15 protein-coding genes are annotated in these 16,524 nt (G+C 71.8%); 11 read left to right on the top strand and 4 right to left on the bottom strand.

Translation table 11 applies throughout. From position 1 onward, the window contains the following. Positions 1-2 precede the first annotated feature (2 nt). Both ACJJV7_RS06270 and ACJJV7_RS06275 read right to left on the bottom strand, forming a co-directional pair. Positions 3-1,328 carry an O-antigen ligase family protein gene (locus ACJJV7_RS06270; protein WP_405373197.1) on the bottom strand — a complete coding sequence of 442 codons (1,326 nt, stop codon included), beginning with the start codon at positions 1,326-1,328 and terminating at the stop codon, positions 3-5. After that, a complete protein-coding gene (locus ACJJV7_RS06275; protein ID WP_405373199.1) occupies positions 1,325-2,725 on the bottom strand; it encodes an O-antigen ligase family protein in 1,401 nt (466 codons plus the stop codon). The genes ACJJV7_RS06270 and ACJJV7_RS06275 overlap by 4 nt, the downstream gene beginning before the upstream one ends. A 38-nt stretch (positions 2,726-2,763) precedes the next feature. Between ACJJV7_RS06275 and manA the strand changes: the two genes are divergently transcribed. The 4 genes from manA to ACJJV7_RS06295 all read left to right on the top strand — a co-directional run bounded on the left by manA (position 2,764) and on the right by ACJJV7_RS06295 (position 8,711). Then, entirely contained in the window at positions 2,764-3,906 is a 1,143-nt protein-coding gene (manA, locus tag ACJJV7_RS06280) for a mannose-6-phosphate isomerase, class I (RefSeq protein WP_405373201.1), read from the top strand. A 172-nt stretch (positions 3,907-4,078) separates the two neighbouring features. Continuing rightward, positions 4,079-4,402 (top strand): WhiB family transcriptional regulator, encoded by a 324-nt coding sequence (locus ACJJV7_RS06285; RefSeq protein WP_405373203.1) that lies wholly within the window; start codon positions 4,079-4,081, stop codon positions 4,400-4,402. A gap of 65 nt (positions 4,403-4,467) precedes the next feature. After that, positions 4,468-7,329, top strand: a complete 2,862-nt coding sequence (locus tag ACJJV7_RS06290; protein WP_405373205.1) for a glycosyltransferase family 2 protein — start codon at positions 4,468-4,470, stop codon at positions 7,327-7,329. Then, the gene (locus ACJJV7_RS06295; RefSeq protein ID WP_405373207.1) at positions 7,326-8,711 is read left to right on the top strand and encodes a DUF5719 family protein; all 1,386 of its coding nucleotides are present in this window, start codon (positions 7,326-7,328) and stop codon (positions 8,709-8,711) included. The genes ACJJV7_RS06290 and ACJJV7_RS06295 overlap by 4 nt, the downstream gene beginning before the upstream one ends. Positions 8,712-8,724: 13 nt before the next feature. On the opposite strand, the gene ACJJV7_RS06300 is transcribed toward ACJJV7_RS06295, so the two are convergent. Together ACJJV7_RS06300 and ACJJV7_RS06305 are read right to left on the bottom strand one after the other, a co-directional pair. Continuing rightward, on the bottom strand, positions 8,725-9,147 hold the full coding sequence (locus ACJJV7_RS06300; protein ID WP_405373209.1) for a metallopeptidase family protein: 423 nt from the start codon (positions 9,145-9,147) through the stop codon (positions 8,725-8,727). A 46-nt stretch (positions 9,148-9,193) separates the two neighbouring features. Further along, a complete protein-coding gene (locus ACJJV7_RS06305; protein ID WP_405373211.1) occupies positions 9,194-9,811 on the bottom strand; it encodes a TetR family transcriptional regulator in 618 nt (205 codons plus the stop codon). Positions 9,812-9,863: 52 nt separating this feature from the next. Between ACJJV7_RS06305 and ACJJV7_RS06310 the strand changes: the two genes are divergently transcribed. The 7 genes from ACJJV7_RS06310 (at position 9,864) to katG (ending at position 16,415) form a co-directional block, all read left to right on the top strand. Then, positions 9,864-10,496 (top strand): biotin transporter BioY, encoded by a 633-nt coding sequence (locus tag ACJJV7_RS06310; RefSeq protein WP_405373213.1) that lies wholly within the window; start codon positions 9,864-9,866, stop codon positions 10,494-10,496. Next, the gene (locus ACJJV7_RS06315) at positions 10,493-11,179 is read left to right on the top strand and encodes an energy-coupling factor ABC transporter ATP-binding protein (RefSeq protein ID WP_405373215.1); all 687 of its coding nucleotides are present in this window, start codon (positions 10,493-10,495) and stop codon (positions 11,177-11,179) included. Before ACJJV7_RS06310 ends, ACJJV7_RS06315 begins: the two co-directional genes overlap by 4 nt. Continuing rightward, a complete protein-coding gene (locus ACJJV7_RS06320; protein WP_405373217.1) occupies positions 11,173-11,769 on the top strand; it encodes an energy-coupling factor transporter transmembrane component T family protein in 597 nt (198 codons plus the stop codon). The genes ACJJV7_RS06315 and ACJJV7_RS06320 overlap by 7 nt, the downstream gene beginning before the upstream one ends. A gap of 72 nt (positions 11,770-11,841) precedes the next feature. Next, entirely contained in the window at positions 11,842-12,048 is a 207-nt protein-coding gene (locus tag ACJJV7_RS06325) for a DUF3499 family protein (RefSeq protein WP_405373219.1), read from the top strand. A gap of 22 nt (positions 12,049-12,070) precedes the next feature. Beyond that, positions 12,071-13,528, top strand: coding sequence for an adenosylhomocysteinase (gene ahcY / locus ACJJV7_RS06330; protein WP_405373221.1), 1,458 nt, complete (start codon positions 12,071-12,073; stop codon positions 13,526-13,528). Between the two features lie 58 nt (positions 13,529-13,586). Beyond that, positions 13,587-14,021 carry a Fur family transcriptional regulator gene (locus ACJJV7_RS06335; protein ID WP_405373222.1) on the top strand — a complete coding sequence of 145 codons (435 nt, stop codon included), beginning with the start codon at positions 13,587-13,589 and terminating at the stop codon, positions 14,019-14,021. A 54-nt stretch (positions 14,022-14,075) separates the two neighbouring features. Continuing rightward, positions 14,076-16,415 (top strand): catalase/peroxidase HPI, encoded by a 2,340-nt coding sequence (katG, locus tag ACJJV7_RS06340; RefSeq protein WP_405373224.1) that lies wholly within the window; start codon positions 14,076-14,078, stop codon positions 16,413-16,415. Positions 16,416-16,524 lie beyond the last annotated feature (109 nt).

Below are 16,524 nucleotides of genomic sequence, written 5' to 3' on the forward strand. Positions count from 1 at the left end.
TTCTATGCGGCGCCGTCTGGGGCCGCCTGCGGCGGCTCGCGTCGGGGGATGCCGCTCGGCGCGGCCTCCGAGCTCCACCAGTGCCGCCACCCGCGGAGGAGGGAGGCCCGCGTTGCGCACACGACGAGGAGGAACCACCCGAAGCCGCCGAGCGGTGAGCTCGTCACGACCGAATCCGCGAGCACGGTGATGATCACGAGCGCCGGCCACACGTGGACGGTCGAGCGCCGCTCCGACGCGGTCATCCACGAGCGGGCGAGCGCGAGGCCGGCGAAGGCGAGGAAGAGGACCACGCCGACCGCTCCCGACTGCAGCAGCAGGTCCATCCAGGCGTTGAGCGCGGAGTCGTGGTGATAGGCGGTGGCGAAGCGGATGTAGTAGTAGGGCGTCAGGGTGTCCGGCCAGGTTCCGACCCAGCCCCACCCTTGCACGGGCCGCACGGCCGCGATGTCGAGGACCGCGTTCCACAGGCGCGAGCGGGTGAGGAAGTCGGGCTCCGCATTCAGCCAGTAGACGAGGGGCCGCCGGAACACGTAGGCCAGCAGGAGAGCGACCCCGACCACGCCGGCGAGGGTCCACTGCAGGGTCGAACGCACGCGCGGTGCCACGCGGCGAACGACCGCGAGCGTCGCCGTCGCCGCGCCGGCGATCGCCGCCATCCCCAGCACGATGGGGGATGCGGTGAACACTCCGAGCAGCGCGGCTAGGACGATGGAGTAGAGCGACAGCCCGGGACGGACCGAGCGGGTCCGCCACTCGACCAGGAAGGTGATGAGGGCGATCATCGTGACGACGCCCAGCACTGTTCGCGTGCCGAAGACGCCCTGGATCGGTCCTCCTTCGGCGAGGTTCCCCGCCACGCCGAGGAAGGGGATGGGTCCGTCGAGGAGGATCCCGCTCATGATCTCGACCCCGAGGGAGGCGGTCAGCAGGAACCGGAGCACGTCGCCGGTCGCTCGCACGGTCTGCAGGGTGTCCCGGAACTGGGCGACGACGACGGCGAGGAAGGTGGGACCGGCCAGTTGGAGCCAGCCGACCAGCGTCGCCGGCACCGACGGGCTCCAGAACACCGAGGCCAGCAGCCAGATCAGGAGGACCAGGAGCGTCGTCGGCATGATCTCGAAGATCCGCAGCTCGCGCCGGCGGGCCACCAGCATCGCGGCGCCGAGGATGCAGAGGCCGGTGGTGACGGCGCCGTGCCCGGCGTCGCCCATGAGCTGACGGATCGCGTGCGTGGCGAACAGTGCGCCGATCGTCGCCACCGCGAATGCCGAGGCGAGGGCGCTGGAGCGCAGGAAGGCGAGGACCGCGCCCCGAGTCTCGTTCATCGCTCGCCAGGCAGGTCGCCCTGCTCGCCGATCAGCCGCTGCTCCGACGCACCGCGCCCCACGAGGGGGGCCTGCTTGATCTTGAATGCGAACATGACGAGGAACATCCAGCCCCAGCTGAGCAGGGGGGTGGACTCCGCCAGGCCCTGCACGAGGAGCACTGCTCCGGTGAGGGTCGGGAGAAGGGTCACGGGGGAGTAGGGCCTGTCCGCTACGAGATCCCAGCGCGGACGGTCGACGGCGAAGAACCACGAGCGCCAGACGAAGGCGAGATACGCGGCCGCGAGGAGTGCCACCCCGATCCCGCCGAGCTGGAGGAAGACGTCGAGCCACATGTTGTGGGCCTGCATGACGCTGACGCCGTGGTCGAGGATCCAGCCGTCGAACGCGGGGTCGCTCGGGATCCACGGGCTCGCGAAACCCCAGCCGATCACCGGGTGCTCCGAGGCCCGGTCCCAGACCGACCCCCAGATGGATTCGCGGCCGGTGAGGTCGCTCGAGCGGCCCAGTGCGGCGAACACGCCGTCGCGGATGAACCAAGCCGCGGCGAGGCCGCCCGCGGCGACGACGGCGTAGAGGGCGTAGTACCTCGTCCGCTCGCCCGCGCGCGTGGTGGTCCGCATGAGGAGGACGGTCGCGAGGACGACCACGACGAGTGCGGCCGCGATCGTCGCCGTCGCCGAGCCCGCCCGGAAGAAGAGGTAGAGCGACAGGGCGATCCACAGTGCCAGTGCGGGGCGGCGGGGCGCGCGTGAGGCGACGCGGATCGCGAAGACGATCACGCCGAGGAGCGCGACGTAGGCGAGCGCGTTCGAGTTGCCGAAGACGCCCTGGATCCGACCGCCGTCGAAGAGGTTGTCGCGCGACCAGAGCACGATCGGGTCGTCGACCGGGCGAGCGGGGCGGACGAAGCCGGGCAGGATGGGGCCGTCCCAGATGAGCGACACCCACAGCTCGAAGGCCACGGAGAGCGCGAGAATCCACTTGAGGGCCGACGCGATCGCCCGCACGAGTTCCCGCCACGTCAGCACGGATCCGACGAACAGCGCCTGCGAGGTCGTGATGACGAGGAGGGTCAGTGTCGGAATCGACGTGTCCGGCCAGGCGGTCCAGATCAGGGAGGACAGGCCCCACAGTGCGTAGGCGAGGGCGTACCAGGGCAGGCGCCGCCATTGGATGCGCGGGCGGATCACGAACCAGATCACGATCGACACGACGAAGATCCCGATTCCGATCGCGGTCGACACGGGGAGGCCGAAGGCGACGAGCGGCGACGTCCCCGACAGGGCCATCGCGATCACGAAGATGCACCAGCCCCGCAGCAGCAGGTGCCCGGACGTCTCGCGCACGGGCGCGGCCGGGGGCGCTGCGAGCGGATGCTTCGTGTGAACGGCCATGGTGAGAGCAGGCTATCGCGCGGACCTAGGCTGGAACCGTGCTGGAGACGCTGACGAACGCGCCCCGTGACTACGCCTGGGGATCAGAGACGCTCATTCCCGCCCTTCAGGGGCGGGAGCCGAACGGACGGCCGGAGGCGGAGGTCTGGTTCGGCGATCATCCCGGCAGCCCGGCCCGCGTCGGCGACGGCCGCACGCTCAGCGAGGTGCGAGCGGATGCCGGCCGGCCGCCGTTGCCGTACCTGCTGAAGATCCTCGCGGCATCGTCGTCCCTGTCCATCCAGGCCCATCCCTCGATCGCCGAGGCCGTCGAGGGGTTCGCGCGCGAGGAAGCCGCCGGCATCCCGCGCGACGCGGCCGAGCGGACCTACCGCGATGACAACCACAAGCCCGAGATCATCGTCGCGCTGAGCGAGCGCTTCCGGGCCCTGGTCGGGCTGCGCCCTGTCGCGCGCACCCGCGAGCTGCTGTCGGTGCTCGGAACGGCGCCGGGCGTCGTGGCTCTCCGCGAGGCGCTGGACGCGCCCGACGAATCGGCTGCGCTCCGCACGGTGATCGAGGACGTCCTCTCGGGGCGGAGCGAGGCGATCGTCGCGGATGTGTCGGCCGCGCTCGCCGGCGCCGAATCCCGGGACTTCGCGGAGGAGATCGACGTGCTCCGGGCGATCACCCGCGACTTCCCCGGCGACCCCGGGATCGTCGTTGCTCTCCTCATGAACCTCGTCGTCCTCCGCACGGGCGAGGCGGTCTTCGCCCCGGCCGGTGTCCTGCACGCCTACCAGGACGGCCTCGGAGTCGAGCTCATGGCGGCGAGCGACAACGTGCTCCGCGGCGGACTGACACCCAAGCACATCGACGTGCCCGAGCTCATGAGCGTCGTGGACACCCGACCCGCACCCGCTCCGGTCCTCGTGCCGACGCGAGGCGACGAGGGGGAGCTCTTCGATGCGGGCGTTCCCGACTTCGCGCTGACGCGCGTCGAGGTCGATGGTGCCGATGCCCGGGTCGCCCTCTCCGGTCCGGCCATCGTCCTGGCCGCCGAGGGCGCGGTGACCGTCCGCGCAGGGGGAGTCCGTGTCGACCTCGTCTCGGGTGCTGCGGCCTACGCCGACGATGAGGAGACCCTGGTGCTCTCCGGCCACGGTACGGTCTATGTCGCGCAGCCCGGGCGCTCCCACTGACGATTCACCGGTGATCGGGTGCTCCGCCACCCTCGCGACACGCCGATGCGCCTCAAGAACATTCACTCAGGGGTTGAGGGTTTACGATCTGCGACTTGACCGGAGCGAATGACACGGGTGTAATTTAGGGACGAGCCGCTCAGCGGTCAGGTTCTACAGGTGGGAGAGCAAGATGACGGGTTACCGTTCCGGCGTTCCCGAGAACTGGTTCGTCGATCCGGTCAATCTCGGCGTCCCCGGCGTCCGTCGTGCCGCCCCGACCGACGAAGACACCGCCCTCGCCTGGCAGGCGGATGCGCTGTGCGCACAGACCGACCCCGAGGCCTTCTTCCCGGAGAAGGGCGGATCGACCCGCGACGCCAAGCGGATCTGCACGACCTGCGACGTTCGCGGCGAATGCCTCGACTACGCGCTGCAGAACGACGAGCGCTTCGGCATCTGGGGCGGACTCAGCGAGCGCGAACGCCGCAAGCTGAAGCAGCGTCGCGCGTCCTGAGCGATTCGCGCCACCCCGCGTCTCCTCCCGTGCACGCCGGTGCATCCGCTTAGGCTGACCAGGCCATGCCCGCCCGAGTCCACGCTTTACTGGTCGTGCGCCCTTCCGGGCGCGGCCCCACCGACCTTCATCTGAGTCGAACGCTGCGCGCGCTCGCCGCTCAGACGCGCCGCGCCGATGTCCTCACGGTCGTCCTGTGCGGTCCCGACGACCGTCTGCGCGCCCTCGCCTCCGAGTCCGGCGCCGAAGCCGTCATCGTCGCCCCCCGGGGCACCGGCTTCGCCGACGCTCTGGCGCTCGCGAGTCGCCGCCTGGTCGGAGACGCTGTCTGGCTGCTCGCGCAGGACACCGCGCCGGCGCCGGACGCCCTCGCCCGGCTGACGGCTGCGCTCGAGACCGCCCCGTCCGTCGCTCTGGCCGCACCGAAGCTCGTCTCGTGGGACGACCCGACGAAGATCGTGTCGCTCGGCGTGACGATGACCGTCGGAGGCCGCACGGTCGGGCTCGCGGACGGCGAACTCGATCAGGGTCAGCACGACGCCGGCGAGGACGTCCTCGGCACCGACATCCGCGGCATCCTCGTGCGTTCGCAGGTGTGGACGGCGCTCGCCGGCATCGACCCCGCGCTCGCCGGCGCCGATGAGGGGCTCGACCTCGGCATCCGGGCGCGGTTGGCGGGCGGCCGCGTCGCCCTCGCGCCCGCCGCGCTCGTCGCCGTCGCCGGCGACGGCGTCGCCGGCACACCGGTCGGACGCACACCCGTCGCGCGGGGACGCCGTGCCTATGCCGCCCGCACTGCTCAGCTGCACCGGCGGCTCGCCTACGCGCCCGCGGCGACCGTGCTCCTGCACTGGCTGTCGCTGCTGCCCCTGGCGTTGTGGCGCTCGCTCGGACACCTCGTCGCGAAGCAGCCGGGACGGATCGGCCCCGAGTGGGCCGCCGCGGCGACGGTGCTGGTGCGCATCCCATCCCTGGTCCGCGCCCGACGGCGGATCCGCCGAACGCGCCAGGCGTCCTGGCTTCAGCTCGCGCCGCTGCGCATCGGACGTCGCGACCTGCAACAGCGCCTCGACGATCACGCGCCCTCTGCCGTGGCATCGGACGGTGCCCGCTTCTTCAGTGGGGGCGGCGCCTGGCTCGTGCTCGGGGCACTCGCGACCTCGCTGCTCGCCTTCGCCTCGCTTCTCGCGTGGCCCGTCCTCGGCGGCGGGGCACTCGCGCCGCTGCGGACCGAGGTGGCGGCGCTGTGGTCGGATGCCGCGTACGGCGCCCGCGCGCTGGGGTGGGAGACGTCCGGTCCCGCCGATCCGTTCGCTGCCGTCATCGCCCTCGTGGGCTCGCTCTTTCCTCCCGCGCCGTCGCGGGCGCTGGTGATCCTGTGGGTGCTGGCCCTGCCGCTCGCGGCGCTCGGCGGCTGGTTCGCCGCCACCCGTGTGACCGAGCGGGCCATCGTGCGGGCCGCTGCGGGCTTCGCCTGGGCCGTGGCGCCGACCTTCCTCGCGGCGCTCGTCGACGGTCGCCCGAGCGCCGTCATCCTCCACCTGGTGCTCCCGTGGCTCCTCTACACGGCCGCGGCCGCGCGCCGGTCGTGGAGCAGCGCAGGCGTGGCCTCCCTCCTGTTCGCCGTCGTGATCGCCTGCGCACCGTCGGTCTTCCCTGCCGCGCTCGCGATGTGGATCGTCGCGCTCCTGCTCACCGTCACCCTGCGACGCGGCCGAGGCATCGGTCGCGTGGCCTGGCTCATCGTTCCGACGCTGGTGATGTTCGCTCCGCTGGTCTGGCGACAGCTCGCCGACGGCAATCCGCTCGGACTCCTCGCCGATCCGGGGCGACCGCTCGCCGGGGCGCCGTTCGGTGGGGAGTGGGTAGACCGTCTCCTCATGGTCTTCGGCTTCCCCACGGCCGATGCGTCGGGATGGTCCGACATGCTCGGCATCGACACGCTCGGCTGGGCAGCGATCGCACTGAGCGCCCCGGTCGTCGCCCTCGCCGTCGCTGCTCCGGTGTTCGGCAGGCTCGTGCCCGCGGCACTCGGACTCCTCCTGGCGGTCTCGGGCATCCTGACGGCCTTCGTCGCCTCGGGCATCGCCGCGGCGACGTCGATGAGCGGGCCCGTGACCATCTGGCCGGGTGCGGCGCTCAGCGTCGCATGGGCGGGACTCCTCCTCGCCGTCGTCGCCGGGCTCGACGGCGCGGGGCCGGAGGGCGCGCGCAGCCGAGGGGCGGGGCCTGTGGTCCCCGCCGTCTCGGCCGTCGTGGTGATCGCCTTCCTGGCGGTGGGGGCCGTCCCCGCGCTGACCGCACCCGTGCGGGGTGAAGCGGCCCTGACGGACGGACCCGCCAGCACTCTCCCCGCCTATGTCAAGACCGCCGGCAGCGAGGAGGAACGGATGGGGGAGCAGACCGCCACGCTCGTTCTCACTGCCGGCCCTGACGGGGGCTTCGCGGCATCCGTGGTGTGGGGCGCGAGCGAGACGCTCGGCGCTCAGACGACGCTGCAGTCCACCCGGCGCGACCTCTCCGACGGCGACACCGAACTCGGCCGGGTGACCGCCGATCTGGTCACCTCGAGCACCGGCGACGTCGTCGACCGGCTCGGTGGGCACGGCGTCGCGTACGTGCTGCTCGAAGCCGAGCGCGGCGAAAGCGATGTGGCCCGCGCCACCCGTCTCGCAGCCCAGACCGTCCTCAATCAGCGCGCCGATCTCGTCAGCGTCGGGACGACGGCGCGCGGCATCCTGTGGGGCGTCGACGGGCCGATCGCGGAGCGCCGAGCCGACGACGACGCCGGTCCGCTCACCGGGCAGATCGCGCTGCTGCAGCTGGGAGTCGTCGCGATCGCGCTGCTCCTGGCCGTCCCCACGCGCTCGAGCCTCCGCGAAGCGCGTCGCCACTCCCGTGTGATCGGCGTCAGGAGAGCATCATGAGCACCGCCCCCCGCCGCATCCGTGCCCTGGTCGGCGGTGTCATCGCCGTCGCTGCGGTCGCCGGTGTCGCCCTCGCCGTGCCGGCCTCGTGGCCCCGGGTCGACCGGAACGTGCTCTCGGTGACCGCCGATCCCGAGGCGTCCACGTCGCGGCTCGCATGCGGCGGAGCGACCCTCGTGCTCGGGCGCGACCCCGAGAACGTGTCGTCCCTCGCCGCGGCCGCGACGCAGCGCGTCACCGTCGGGGTCAGCCCCGCGGCTGCGGAGGCGGCCCCGGGCGAGATGGCCGTGCCCGACGTGCCGGGGGGCCCGCCCGCCACATCCTTCGCCGCGGAGCCCACCGGCGGCGCCCGCACCGATCTCGCCGCCGCCGGATCGTCGACGGCCGATGACGAAGACCTCGCGGGGTTCGCCGCCGCCGCGTGCACCCCGCCCACCATGGAGTCCTGGCTCGTCGCCGGCAGCGGCCTGACGGGCGCGGCCGATCTCGTCGTCATCGCGAATCCGGGCGATGTCGCCTCCCGTGTCGATCTCACCGTGTTCGGGGCGGAGGGGTCGGTGGCGCCCGAGGCGGGCGCCGACATCCTCGTCCCCGCGGGATCTCAGCGCGTCGTGCCGCTGGCGTCCCTCGCCCTCGGCGAGGCGAACCCGGTCGTCCGCGTGACGGCCGCGCAGGCGCCCGTCCAGGCGACCCTCCAGTCCTCGCTCACCCGGACCCTCGTACCGGGCGGCATCGACCAGAGCGACGCCACGTCGCGGCCGGCCACGCAGCAGGTCATCCCCGGCATCGCGGCCGCGGGTGGGCCGGGAGCCGACACGATCGTCCGGGTTCTGGCGCCCTCCGACGACACGACCGCGAGCGTCACGGTCACGGAGGTCGGTGCGTCGGCTCCGACATTCGCCGCGCGCGACCTCGAGCTCGTCGCCGGCACGCCCCTGGAGGTCGACGTCGAATCGCTCGCCGCCGGGCGCTACCGCGTCGACGTCGAGGCCGAGGCTCCCGTGGTGGCCTCGCTCTGGACGGCCACGGGCGTCGGGGCAGGCTCGGACTTCGGCTGGTTCGCCGCGGCGGATCCCCTCTCGGTGCCGAGCCTTTTCGCGGTCGCGGCGGGACCCTCGCCTCGGCTTGCCATCGCGGCGGGAGCGGACGACGCGACGGTGACGGTGACCTCGGATGCCGGTGAGGGCGACGCGCGGGAAGTCGAGGTGCCGGCAGGCGGCGCCGTCTCCATCGCCGTCGAGCCGGGATCCGTCTACCGGATCGATGCGGGCGAGGAGACGATCCGGGCGAACGTCGTCTATGCCGGTGACGGCGCCGTGGCCGGGTACCCGGTGGTGCCGGCGGATGCCGCTGCGTCGCCGGTGGTGGTCCGCCCCCGCTGAGCGCGGCGCGGCGTCAGAACCGGAAGCGGTCAGGGCCGAGGTCCCACGGGTCGCGGTCGAGGTACTCCGCCGCCGCGCGGAACACGCAGCTCTCGATCATCATGCGGCGGTGCAGGTCGTCGTTGCGATGCAGGTGTGCGAGCCGCTCGATCGGCAGTCGGAACAGGATGATCCGCTGCTGGTCGGGGAGGATGGACCATCGCGGGATGCCGTCGGCGTCTGCCGCGGGAGGCATCCAGCCGATGTCGAACCGCACGTCACGCAGTTCCGGCCACGCGCTCCGCAGGAACTCGACAGCCGTCGTCACCGTGAGGTCGAACTTCTCGGCACGTGTCTCGATCGCGGGCAGCGGCGGCCGCACGACGGAGCTGCGGTCGAGGCGTCCGTGGCGTCCGTGCCGGTCGGGGCGGACGGCTGCACGGGTGCGGCGCCTCATGAGTCGACCTTGCAGGGCATGACGCCATCCTAGGCGGCGTGCGCGCTCAGCGGCCGGTGCTCCGCGAGCCGGCGTCGATGCCCGCGGCGATGAGATCGAGGGCGGCGCGGAAGTCGTCGCCGGTGCGGGTGAGGTGCGCGGGAGTGAGCGTCGCGGCATCCGCTGTCGCCCCCCATCCGTCGGCGGCGCGCCGCTGCTGCTCGTGGAAGGTGTAGCCCACGACGAAGTGGGTGACGGCATCCGCGATCGCACGGACCGGCACGCCGGGCTCCGCGAGCCGTGCCAGCTCGGCGTGCACCGGGGAGGTCACGAGGCCGAGCGCGAGAGAGCTCGACACGACCTCGGCGCCGTCGCGGTAGGTGAGCAGGCGCTCGCGCAGGCGGTCCCCGAGCAGGCGTGCGCTGCCCGCGATGCTGCCCCCCGGCGACGCGTCCATCATTCGGAGGGGGGCGAGGATCCGCTCGCTGACGGCGGCCAAGAGCTCCTGCTTGCTCGCGACGTGCCAGTACAGGGCGCTCGGCTGGACGCCGAGAGCATCGGCGAGCCGGCGCATCGAGAGATCGGGCAGGCCGAGCTCGTCGAGCAGGTGGAGGGCCGCATCGACGATGTCGTCGCGTGAGCGCCGCGGAGCCCGGGGGGAGGGGTTTTGCTCCGACGGGGTCATCTCGGTACTGTACCTGAACGGTGTTCACCTGAACGCCGTTCAGGAGGATGCCATGACCCAGCCCGCTACCGCGCGTCGCCGCTTCGACACGACCGACCTCGCCCGGGCGGGGGTGTTCGCGGCCGTTATCGCCGTCCTCGGCCTGCCCGGGTCGATCAGCGTGTTCGGCGGTGTGCCGATCACCGTTCAGACCCTCGGCGTCATGCTCGCCGGCGCGATCCTCGGACCGGCCGTCGCGGCGCTGTCCGTCTCGACCCTCCTGGCTCTCGTCGCGCTCGGGCTGCCCCTCCTCGCCGGCGGGCGTGGAGGCCTCGGCGTGTTCGTCGGGCCGACCGCCGGATACCTCGGCGGGTGGCTCGTGGGCGCGGTCGTCGTCGGCGCCCTCGTGCATGCCGGCGGACGGCGACCGGTGTGGTGGCGCACCTTCCTCGCCATGCTCGTCGGCGGGGTCGTGGTCATCTACGCGATCGGTATCCCGGTGCAGAGTCTCGTCCTCCGGCTCGCGATCGACCAGGCCGTCTGGGCGAGCCTGGCCTTCCTGCCCGGCGACCTGGCCAAAGCGGTCATCGCCACGGTGATCGTCGGCGCTCTGGTCCGGGGGTACCCGAGGGCCTTCCGCCGCACGTGGTGTTCCCGGGCTGCGGTGCCCGCCGCGACGCCGACCACCGCTCCGGTCGGGGGATGAGCCTGCTCCGCGCCGAGCGCTTGGCGGTGCGGCTGGGAGACAGCGAGGCCCTGAGCGACGTCTCCGTCGACATCTCGGCGCGGACCGTCGCGGTGGTCGGGCGCAACGGGTCGGGGAAGTCCACGCTCGCACGGGTCGTCGGCGGGCTGGTGCGTCCCACCTCGGGCGAGGTCGCGGTTCTCGGCCTCGACGTCGTGGCCGACGCGCGCGAACTCCGCCGCCGTGTCGCGATCGTCTTCAGCAACCCCGACGCGCAGATCGTGATGCCCACCGTGGCCGAGGACGTCGCGTTCTCCCTCCGCGGGGAGCGCATCCCGCGCGGCGAACGCGACGAGCGGGTCGCGGCCGCGCTCGACCGCTTCGGCCTGACCGCGCTCGCGGATCACCCGGCGCACGATCTGTCCGGGGGGCAGAAGCAGCTCCTCGCGCTGTGCGGGGCCTTCGTCCGGCGGCCGGGCCTCGTCATCGCCGACGAGCCGACGGCGTACCTCGACGGTCCGAACGCCCGCAAGATCGCCGATCACCTTTTGCAGACCGACGGGCATCGGCTGATGCTCGTCACGCACGATCTCGCGCTCGCCCGCCGGTGCGAGCTCGCCCTGCACGTCGACCGCGGACGGATCGCGGCTCTCGGCCCTGCGGCCGACGTCGTCGCCGCCTACGAGGCGTCCTGGGCGTGCTGACCCTGTTCCGGCCCGGCGCGGGACCGTGGCACCGGATGCCGACGGGCCCGAAGACCGTGCTGCTCGCCGTTCTCGTGCTCGGCGTGTCCGTGCTCCCGGCGACCTGGGGGTTCGCCGTGGTTCCGGTCGCCGCCTGCATCGCCGCCTACGCGCTGCCCGGCGTCGGACTCGGCGAGCTCGGGCGACAGGTGTGGAGCCTCCGCTGGCTGATCGCGGTCAGCCTGCTCGGTCAGGCGATCTTCCTCGGCGCCGAACCCGCTGTCGTCGGGACCCTCCGGATCATCGCGGCCGTGACCCTCGCCTCGCTGCTGGCGGTGACCACGCCGGTCTCCGTGCTCCTCAGCTCGTTCGAGCGGGCACTCGGCCCTGCCCGCGTCGTCGGCGTCGATCCGGCCCGGGCCGCGCTGCTGCTCGTCGTCGCCCTGGGTACGGTGCCCACCCTCGTCCGCCTCGCGGGAGACGTCCGGGACGCGCAGCGCGCCCGGGGAGGACCCCGCGGCATCCGCTTCTTCGTCGTGCCCTTCCTGATCCTGGCGCTCCGTCACGCCGACGATCTGGGCGACGCCCTCACCGCGCGGGGAGTCGAGTGACGGCGATCACGGATCGTGGTTTTCGGCGCGGCATCCGGATGCCGGTGCATCCCGTCGTTAGCGTGGACGACGATGGATGACCGACTCTGTTCCAAGGTGGGCTGTGCCCGCGAGGCTGTCACGACCCTGACCTACGACTACGGCGATCAGATGGCCGTGCTCGGTCCGCTCGGCGCCGGCAACGACCCGCACGCGCACGATCTGTGCGCGATCCACACGGGTCGGATGTCCGTCCCCAAAGGCTGGGTCGTCGTCCGTCACGAGACCCTCCGCGCCTGAGCCGACATGGGAGGATGGGCGCGTGCCCACACCCGTGAAGACCTTCGACCACGTCGTCGCCGACATCTCCCTCGCGGAAGCCGGTCGCCACCAGATCCGCCTCGCCGAGAACGAGATGCCGGGTCTCATGGCGCTCCGCGAGGAGTACGGCGCAACGCAGCCCCTCGCCGGTGCGCGCATCGCCGGCTCACTCCACATGACCGTGCAGACGGCGGTCCTCATCGAGACGCTCGTCGCCCTCGGCGCGCAGGTGCGCTGGGCCAGCTGCAACATCTTCTCGACGCAGGACGAGGCCGCTGCCGCCATCGTCGTCGGACCGACCGGTACGGTCGACGCCCCGGCCGGGGTACCCGTCTTCGCGTTCAAGGGCGAGACGCTCGCCGAGTACTGGGAGCTCGCCGACCGGATCTTCGACTGGTCGGCCGAGGGCTTCGACGGCCCGAACCTGATCCTCGACGACGGCGGCGACGCGACCCTGCTCGTCCACAAGGGCGTCGAGTTCGAGGCCGCCGGTGCGGTGCCGGATGCCGCGCACACCGACTCGGCCGAATACCGCATCGTGCTCGACACCCTCCGCACGAGCCTCGCGCGCGATCCGCAGCGCTTCACCCGGATGGTGGCTGGGCTCATCGGTGTCACCGAGGAGACGACGACGGGCGTCCACCGCCTGTACGAACTGCACGCGGCCGGAAAGCTCCTTTTCCCCGGGATCAATGTCAACGACTCGGTCACCAAGTCGAAGTTCGACAACAAGTACGGCATCCGGCACTCGCTCCCCGACGGCATCAACCGTGCCACCGACGTTCTCATCGGCGGCAAGGTCGCCTTCATCGTCGGCTACGGCGACGTGGGTAAGGGCGCTGCCGAGGCACTCCGCGGGCAGGGCGCACGCGTCATCGTCAGCGAGGTCGACCCGATCTGCGCGCTGCAGGCGGCGATGGACGGCTATCAGGTCGCCCGGTTCGACGACGTCGCCGACCAGGTGGACATCGTCATCACGGGTACCGGGAACACCCGCGTCGTCACGGTCGATCACCTCCTCGCGCTCAAGCACCTCGCGATCGTCGGCAACGTCGGTCACTTCGACGACGAGATCGACATGGCCGCGCTCGAGGCGCTGCCGGGCGTCGAGAAGATCGAGATCAAGCCGCAGGTGCACGAGTACCGCCTGCCGACGGGGCGCAGCATCCTCGTCCTCTCCGAGGGGCGCCTGCTGAACCTCGGGAACGCGACGGGGCACCCGTCGTTCGTCATGAGCGCGTCGTTCACCAACCAGGTCCTCGCGCAGATCGAGCTGTTCCTGCGCACCGAGGAGTACCCCGTCGGCGTCTACGTGCTGCCCAAGGCGCTCGATGAGAAGGTCGCGCGCCTCCATCTGCCCGCGCTCGGGGTGCAGCTGACGACGCTCACCGATGAGCAGGCGTCGTACATCGGCGTCCCCGTCGACGGGCCGTACAAGCTCGACCACTACCGGTACTGAGCACACCGGCGACCTCTGGCTTCTTTTGATCAGATCAAAAAAGAGGTAGGCTGAGGGTATGTCCGCACCCGTCCTCGACTCCGCCGCCGCTCTTCGCGACGCCGGTCTCCGGGTGACGGAATCGCGGGTCGCCGTCTTCGACGCGCTCGCCGCCCGGCCGCACGCGAGCGCCGACGCGGTGTTCGCCGAGGTCTCGCCCGCACTTCCGCGGGCGAGCCGCCAGTCGGTCTACAACGCGCTCGGCGATTTCGTCGACGCGGGCCTGGTGCGCCGGATCGAGCCGGCAGGTCAGCCGATGCTCTTCGAGCTGCGCGTCGACGACAACCACCATCACCTCATCTGCACCGGCTGCGGTGCGGTGAAAGACGTCGACTGCGCCGTAGGCAGCGCGCCCTGCCTGCACCCGTCCGACGCGCAGGGCTTCCGGATCGCCTCCGCCGAAGTGACCTACTGGGGCCTGTGCGGCGACTGCGCGGCATCCGCACGCTCCTGACCACATCTCTTCTCCACCCGAATCCCCTCACGACCCTCAACCGGAAGGATCACCATGAGTGACCGTGACCCGCAGGCCGAGCCCATCGGAGCCGACGTCTCTGATGTCGACCAGGCCGTCACCCCGATCGACACCCCGGAGGACGAGCGCGCCGACGGCGAGGAGCGTCCCCGCTCCAACGACGCCGACTCCTGCCCCGTCCTGCACGGCGCCCCCGGCGCCGAGCGCCAGAACCACGGCGGCCAGCCGCACCCCACGGTCGGCAACGCCAACCAGGTGTGGTGGCCCAACCAGCTGAACCTCCGGATCCTCAAGAAGAACCCCGCCGTGGCGAACCCCGTCGGCGAGGACTTCGACTACGCCGCGGCGTTCGGGACCCTCGACCTCGCCGCCGTCAAGGCCGACATCGCCGCCGTCCTCACCACCTCGCAGGACTGGTGGCCGGCCGACTTCGGCAACTACGGCCCGCTCATGATCCGCATGGCGTGGCACTCGGCCGGCACCTACCGCGCGACCGACGGCCGCGGCGGCGGCGGCACCGGTCAGCAGCGCTTCGCGCCGCTCAACAGCTGGCCCGACAACGTCAACCTCGACAAGGCGCGCCGTCTCCTCTGGCCCGTCAAGAAGAAGTACGGCCAGTCGCTGTCGTGGGGCGACCTGATGATCCTCGCCGGCAACGTCGCGCTCGAGACCATGGGGTTCTCGACCTTCGGCTTCGGCGGCGGACGCCCCGACGTCTGGGAGCCCGACGACGACGTGTACTGGGGCCCCGAGACGACCTGGCTCGCCGACGAGCGCTACAGCGGTGACCGCAACCTCGAGAAGCCGCTCGCCGCGGTGCAGATGGGTCTCATCTACGTCAATCCCGAGGGCCCGAACGGCGAGCCCGACCCGCTCAAGTCGGCCCGCGACATCCGCGAGACCTTCGGCCGCATGGGGATGAACGACGAGGAGACCGTCGCGCTGATCGCCGGCGGTCACACCTTCGGCAAGACCCACGGCGCCGCGACCGACACCAACCTCGAGGCCAACCCCGAGGCGGCCGGCGTCGAGCAGCAGGGTCTCGGCTGGAAGAACAACCACGCGACCGGTCATGGCGACGACACCATCACGTCGGGCCTCGAGGTCACCTGGACCTACCACCCCACGCGCTGGGACAACGAGTTCTTCCACATCCTCTACGCCTACGACTGGGAGCTCATGAAGAGCCCCGGTGGCGGCCACCAGTGGCGCCCGATCAACGGCGGGGGAGCGGACATGGTCCCGCTCGCCCACTCGAACGGCCGCCGCGAGCCGCGCATGCTCACGAGCGACCTGGCGCTGCGGATGGACCCCGCCTACGACGAGGTCTCACGGCGCTTCAAGGCCGACCCCGAAGCCTTCGGCGACGCGTTCGCCCGCGCATGGTTCAAGCTGACCCACCGCGACATGGGCCCCATCGCGCGCTACCTCGGACCCGAGGTGCCGCAGGAGGAGCTCATCTGGCAGGACCCGGTGCCCGCCGTCGACCACGCCCTCATCGACGACGCCGACGCGGCGTCGCTCAAGGAGCAGCTCCTCGCCACCGGCCTGAGCAGCGCCGAGCTCGTGTCGACCGCCTGGGCCGCGGCATCCACCTTCCGCGGCAGCGACAAGCGAGGCGGCGTCAACGGCGCCCGCATCCGTCTGTCGCCGCAGAAGGACTGGGAGGTCAACAACCCGGCTCAGCTGACGAAGGTCCTCACCGCGCTCGAAGGCGTGCAGGCGCGTTTCGCCGAGGGACGCACCGACGGCAAGAAGGTGTCCCTCGCCGACCTGATCGTGCTGGCGGGCAACGCCGGCGTGGAGCAGGCAGCGCACGCTGCGGGCGCCTCGGTGACCGTGCCGTTCCGTCCCGGTCGGACGGATGCCACGCAGGAGCAGACCGACGAGCGGTCGTTCGACTACCTCGAGCCCGTCGCCGACGGCTTCCGCAACTACTACGGCCCGAACGCCGTGCTGCCTGCGGAGCACCACCTGGTCGACAAGGCGAACCTGCTGACGCTGAGCGCCCCGGAGATGACCGTCCTCGTCGGCGGACTCCGCGCGATCGGCGCGAACTGGGACGGCTCGCCCTACGGCGTGTTCACGGATCGTCCGGGTGCGCTCACGAACGACGTGTTCGTGCAGCTGCTCGACCTCGGCGCGACGTGGAAGGCGGTGGACCCGGGTTCGCACGCGTTCCGGGGTGTCGCCGCCGACGGCTCGGAGATCGGCATCGGCACGCGCGTCGACCTGCTCTTCAGCTCCAACTCGGAGCTGCGCGCCATCGCCGAGGTCTACGCCTCCGACGACGGTGCGGACGCGTTCGTCCGAGACTTCGTCTCGGCGTGGACGAAGGTCACCGAGCTCGACCGGTTCGACCTGCACCGCTGAGGCATCCGGCACGGCCCGTCCCTTCGGGGGCGGGCCGTGCCGCTTCCCACCCGGCTCGTCCGCGTGTCGGTTACTGTGGAGTCACCCGCGGCGAGGATCAGAACCTCGC

The sequence above is a fragment of the Microbacterium sp. Ld4 genome (assembly GCF_045066555.1).
Taxonomy (GTDB): Bacteria; Actinomycetota; Actinomycetes; order Actinomycetales; family Microbacteriaceae; genus Microbacterium.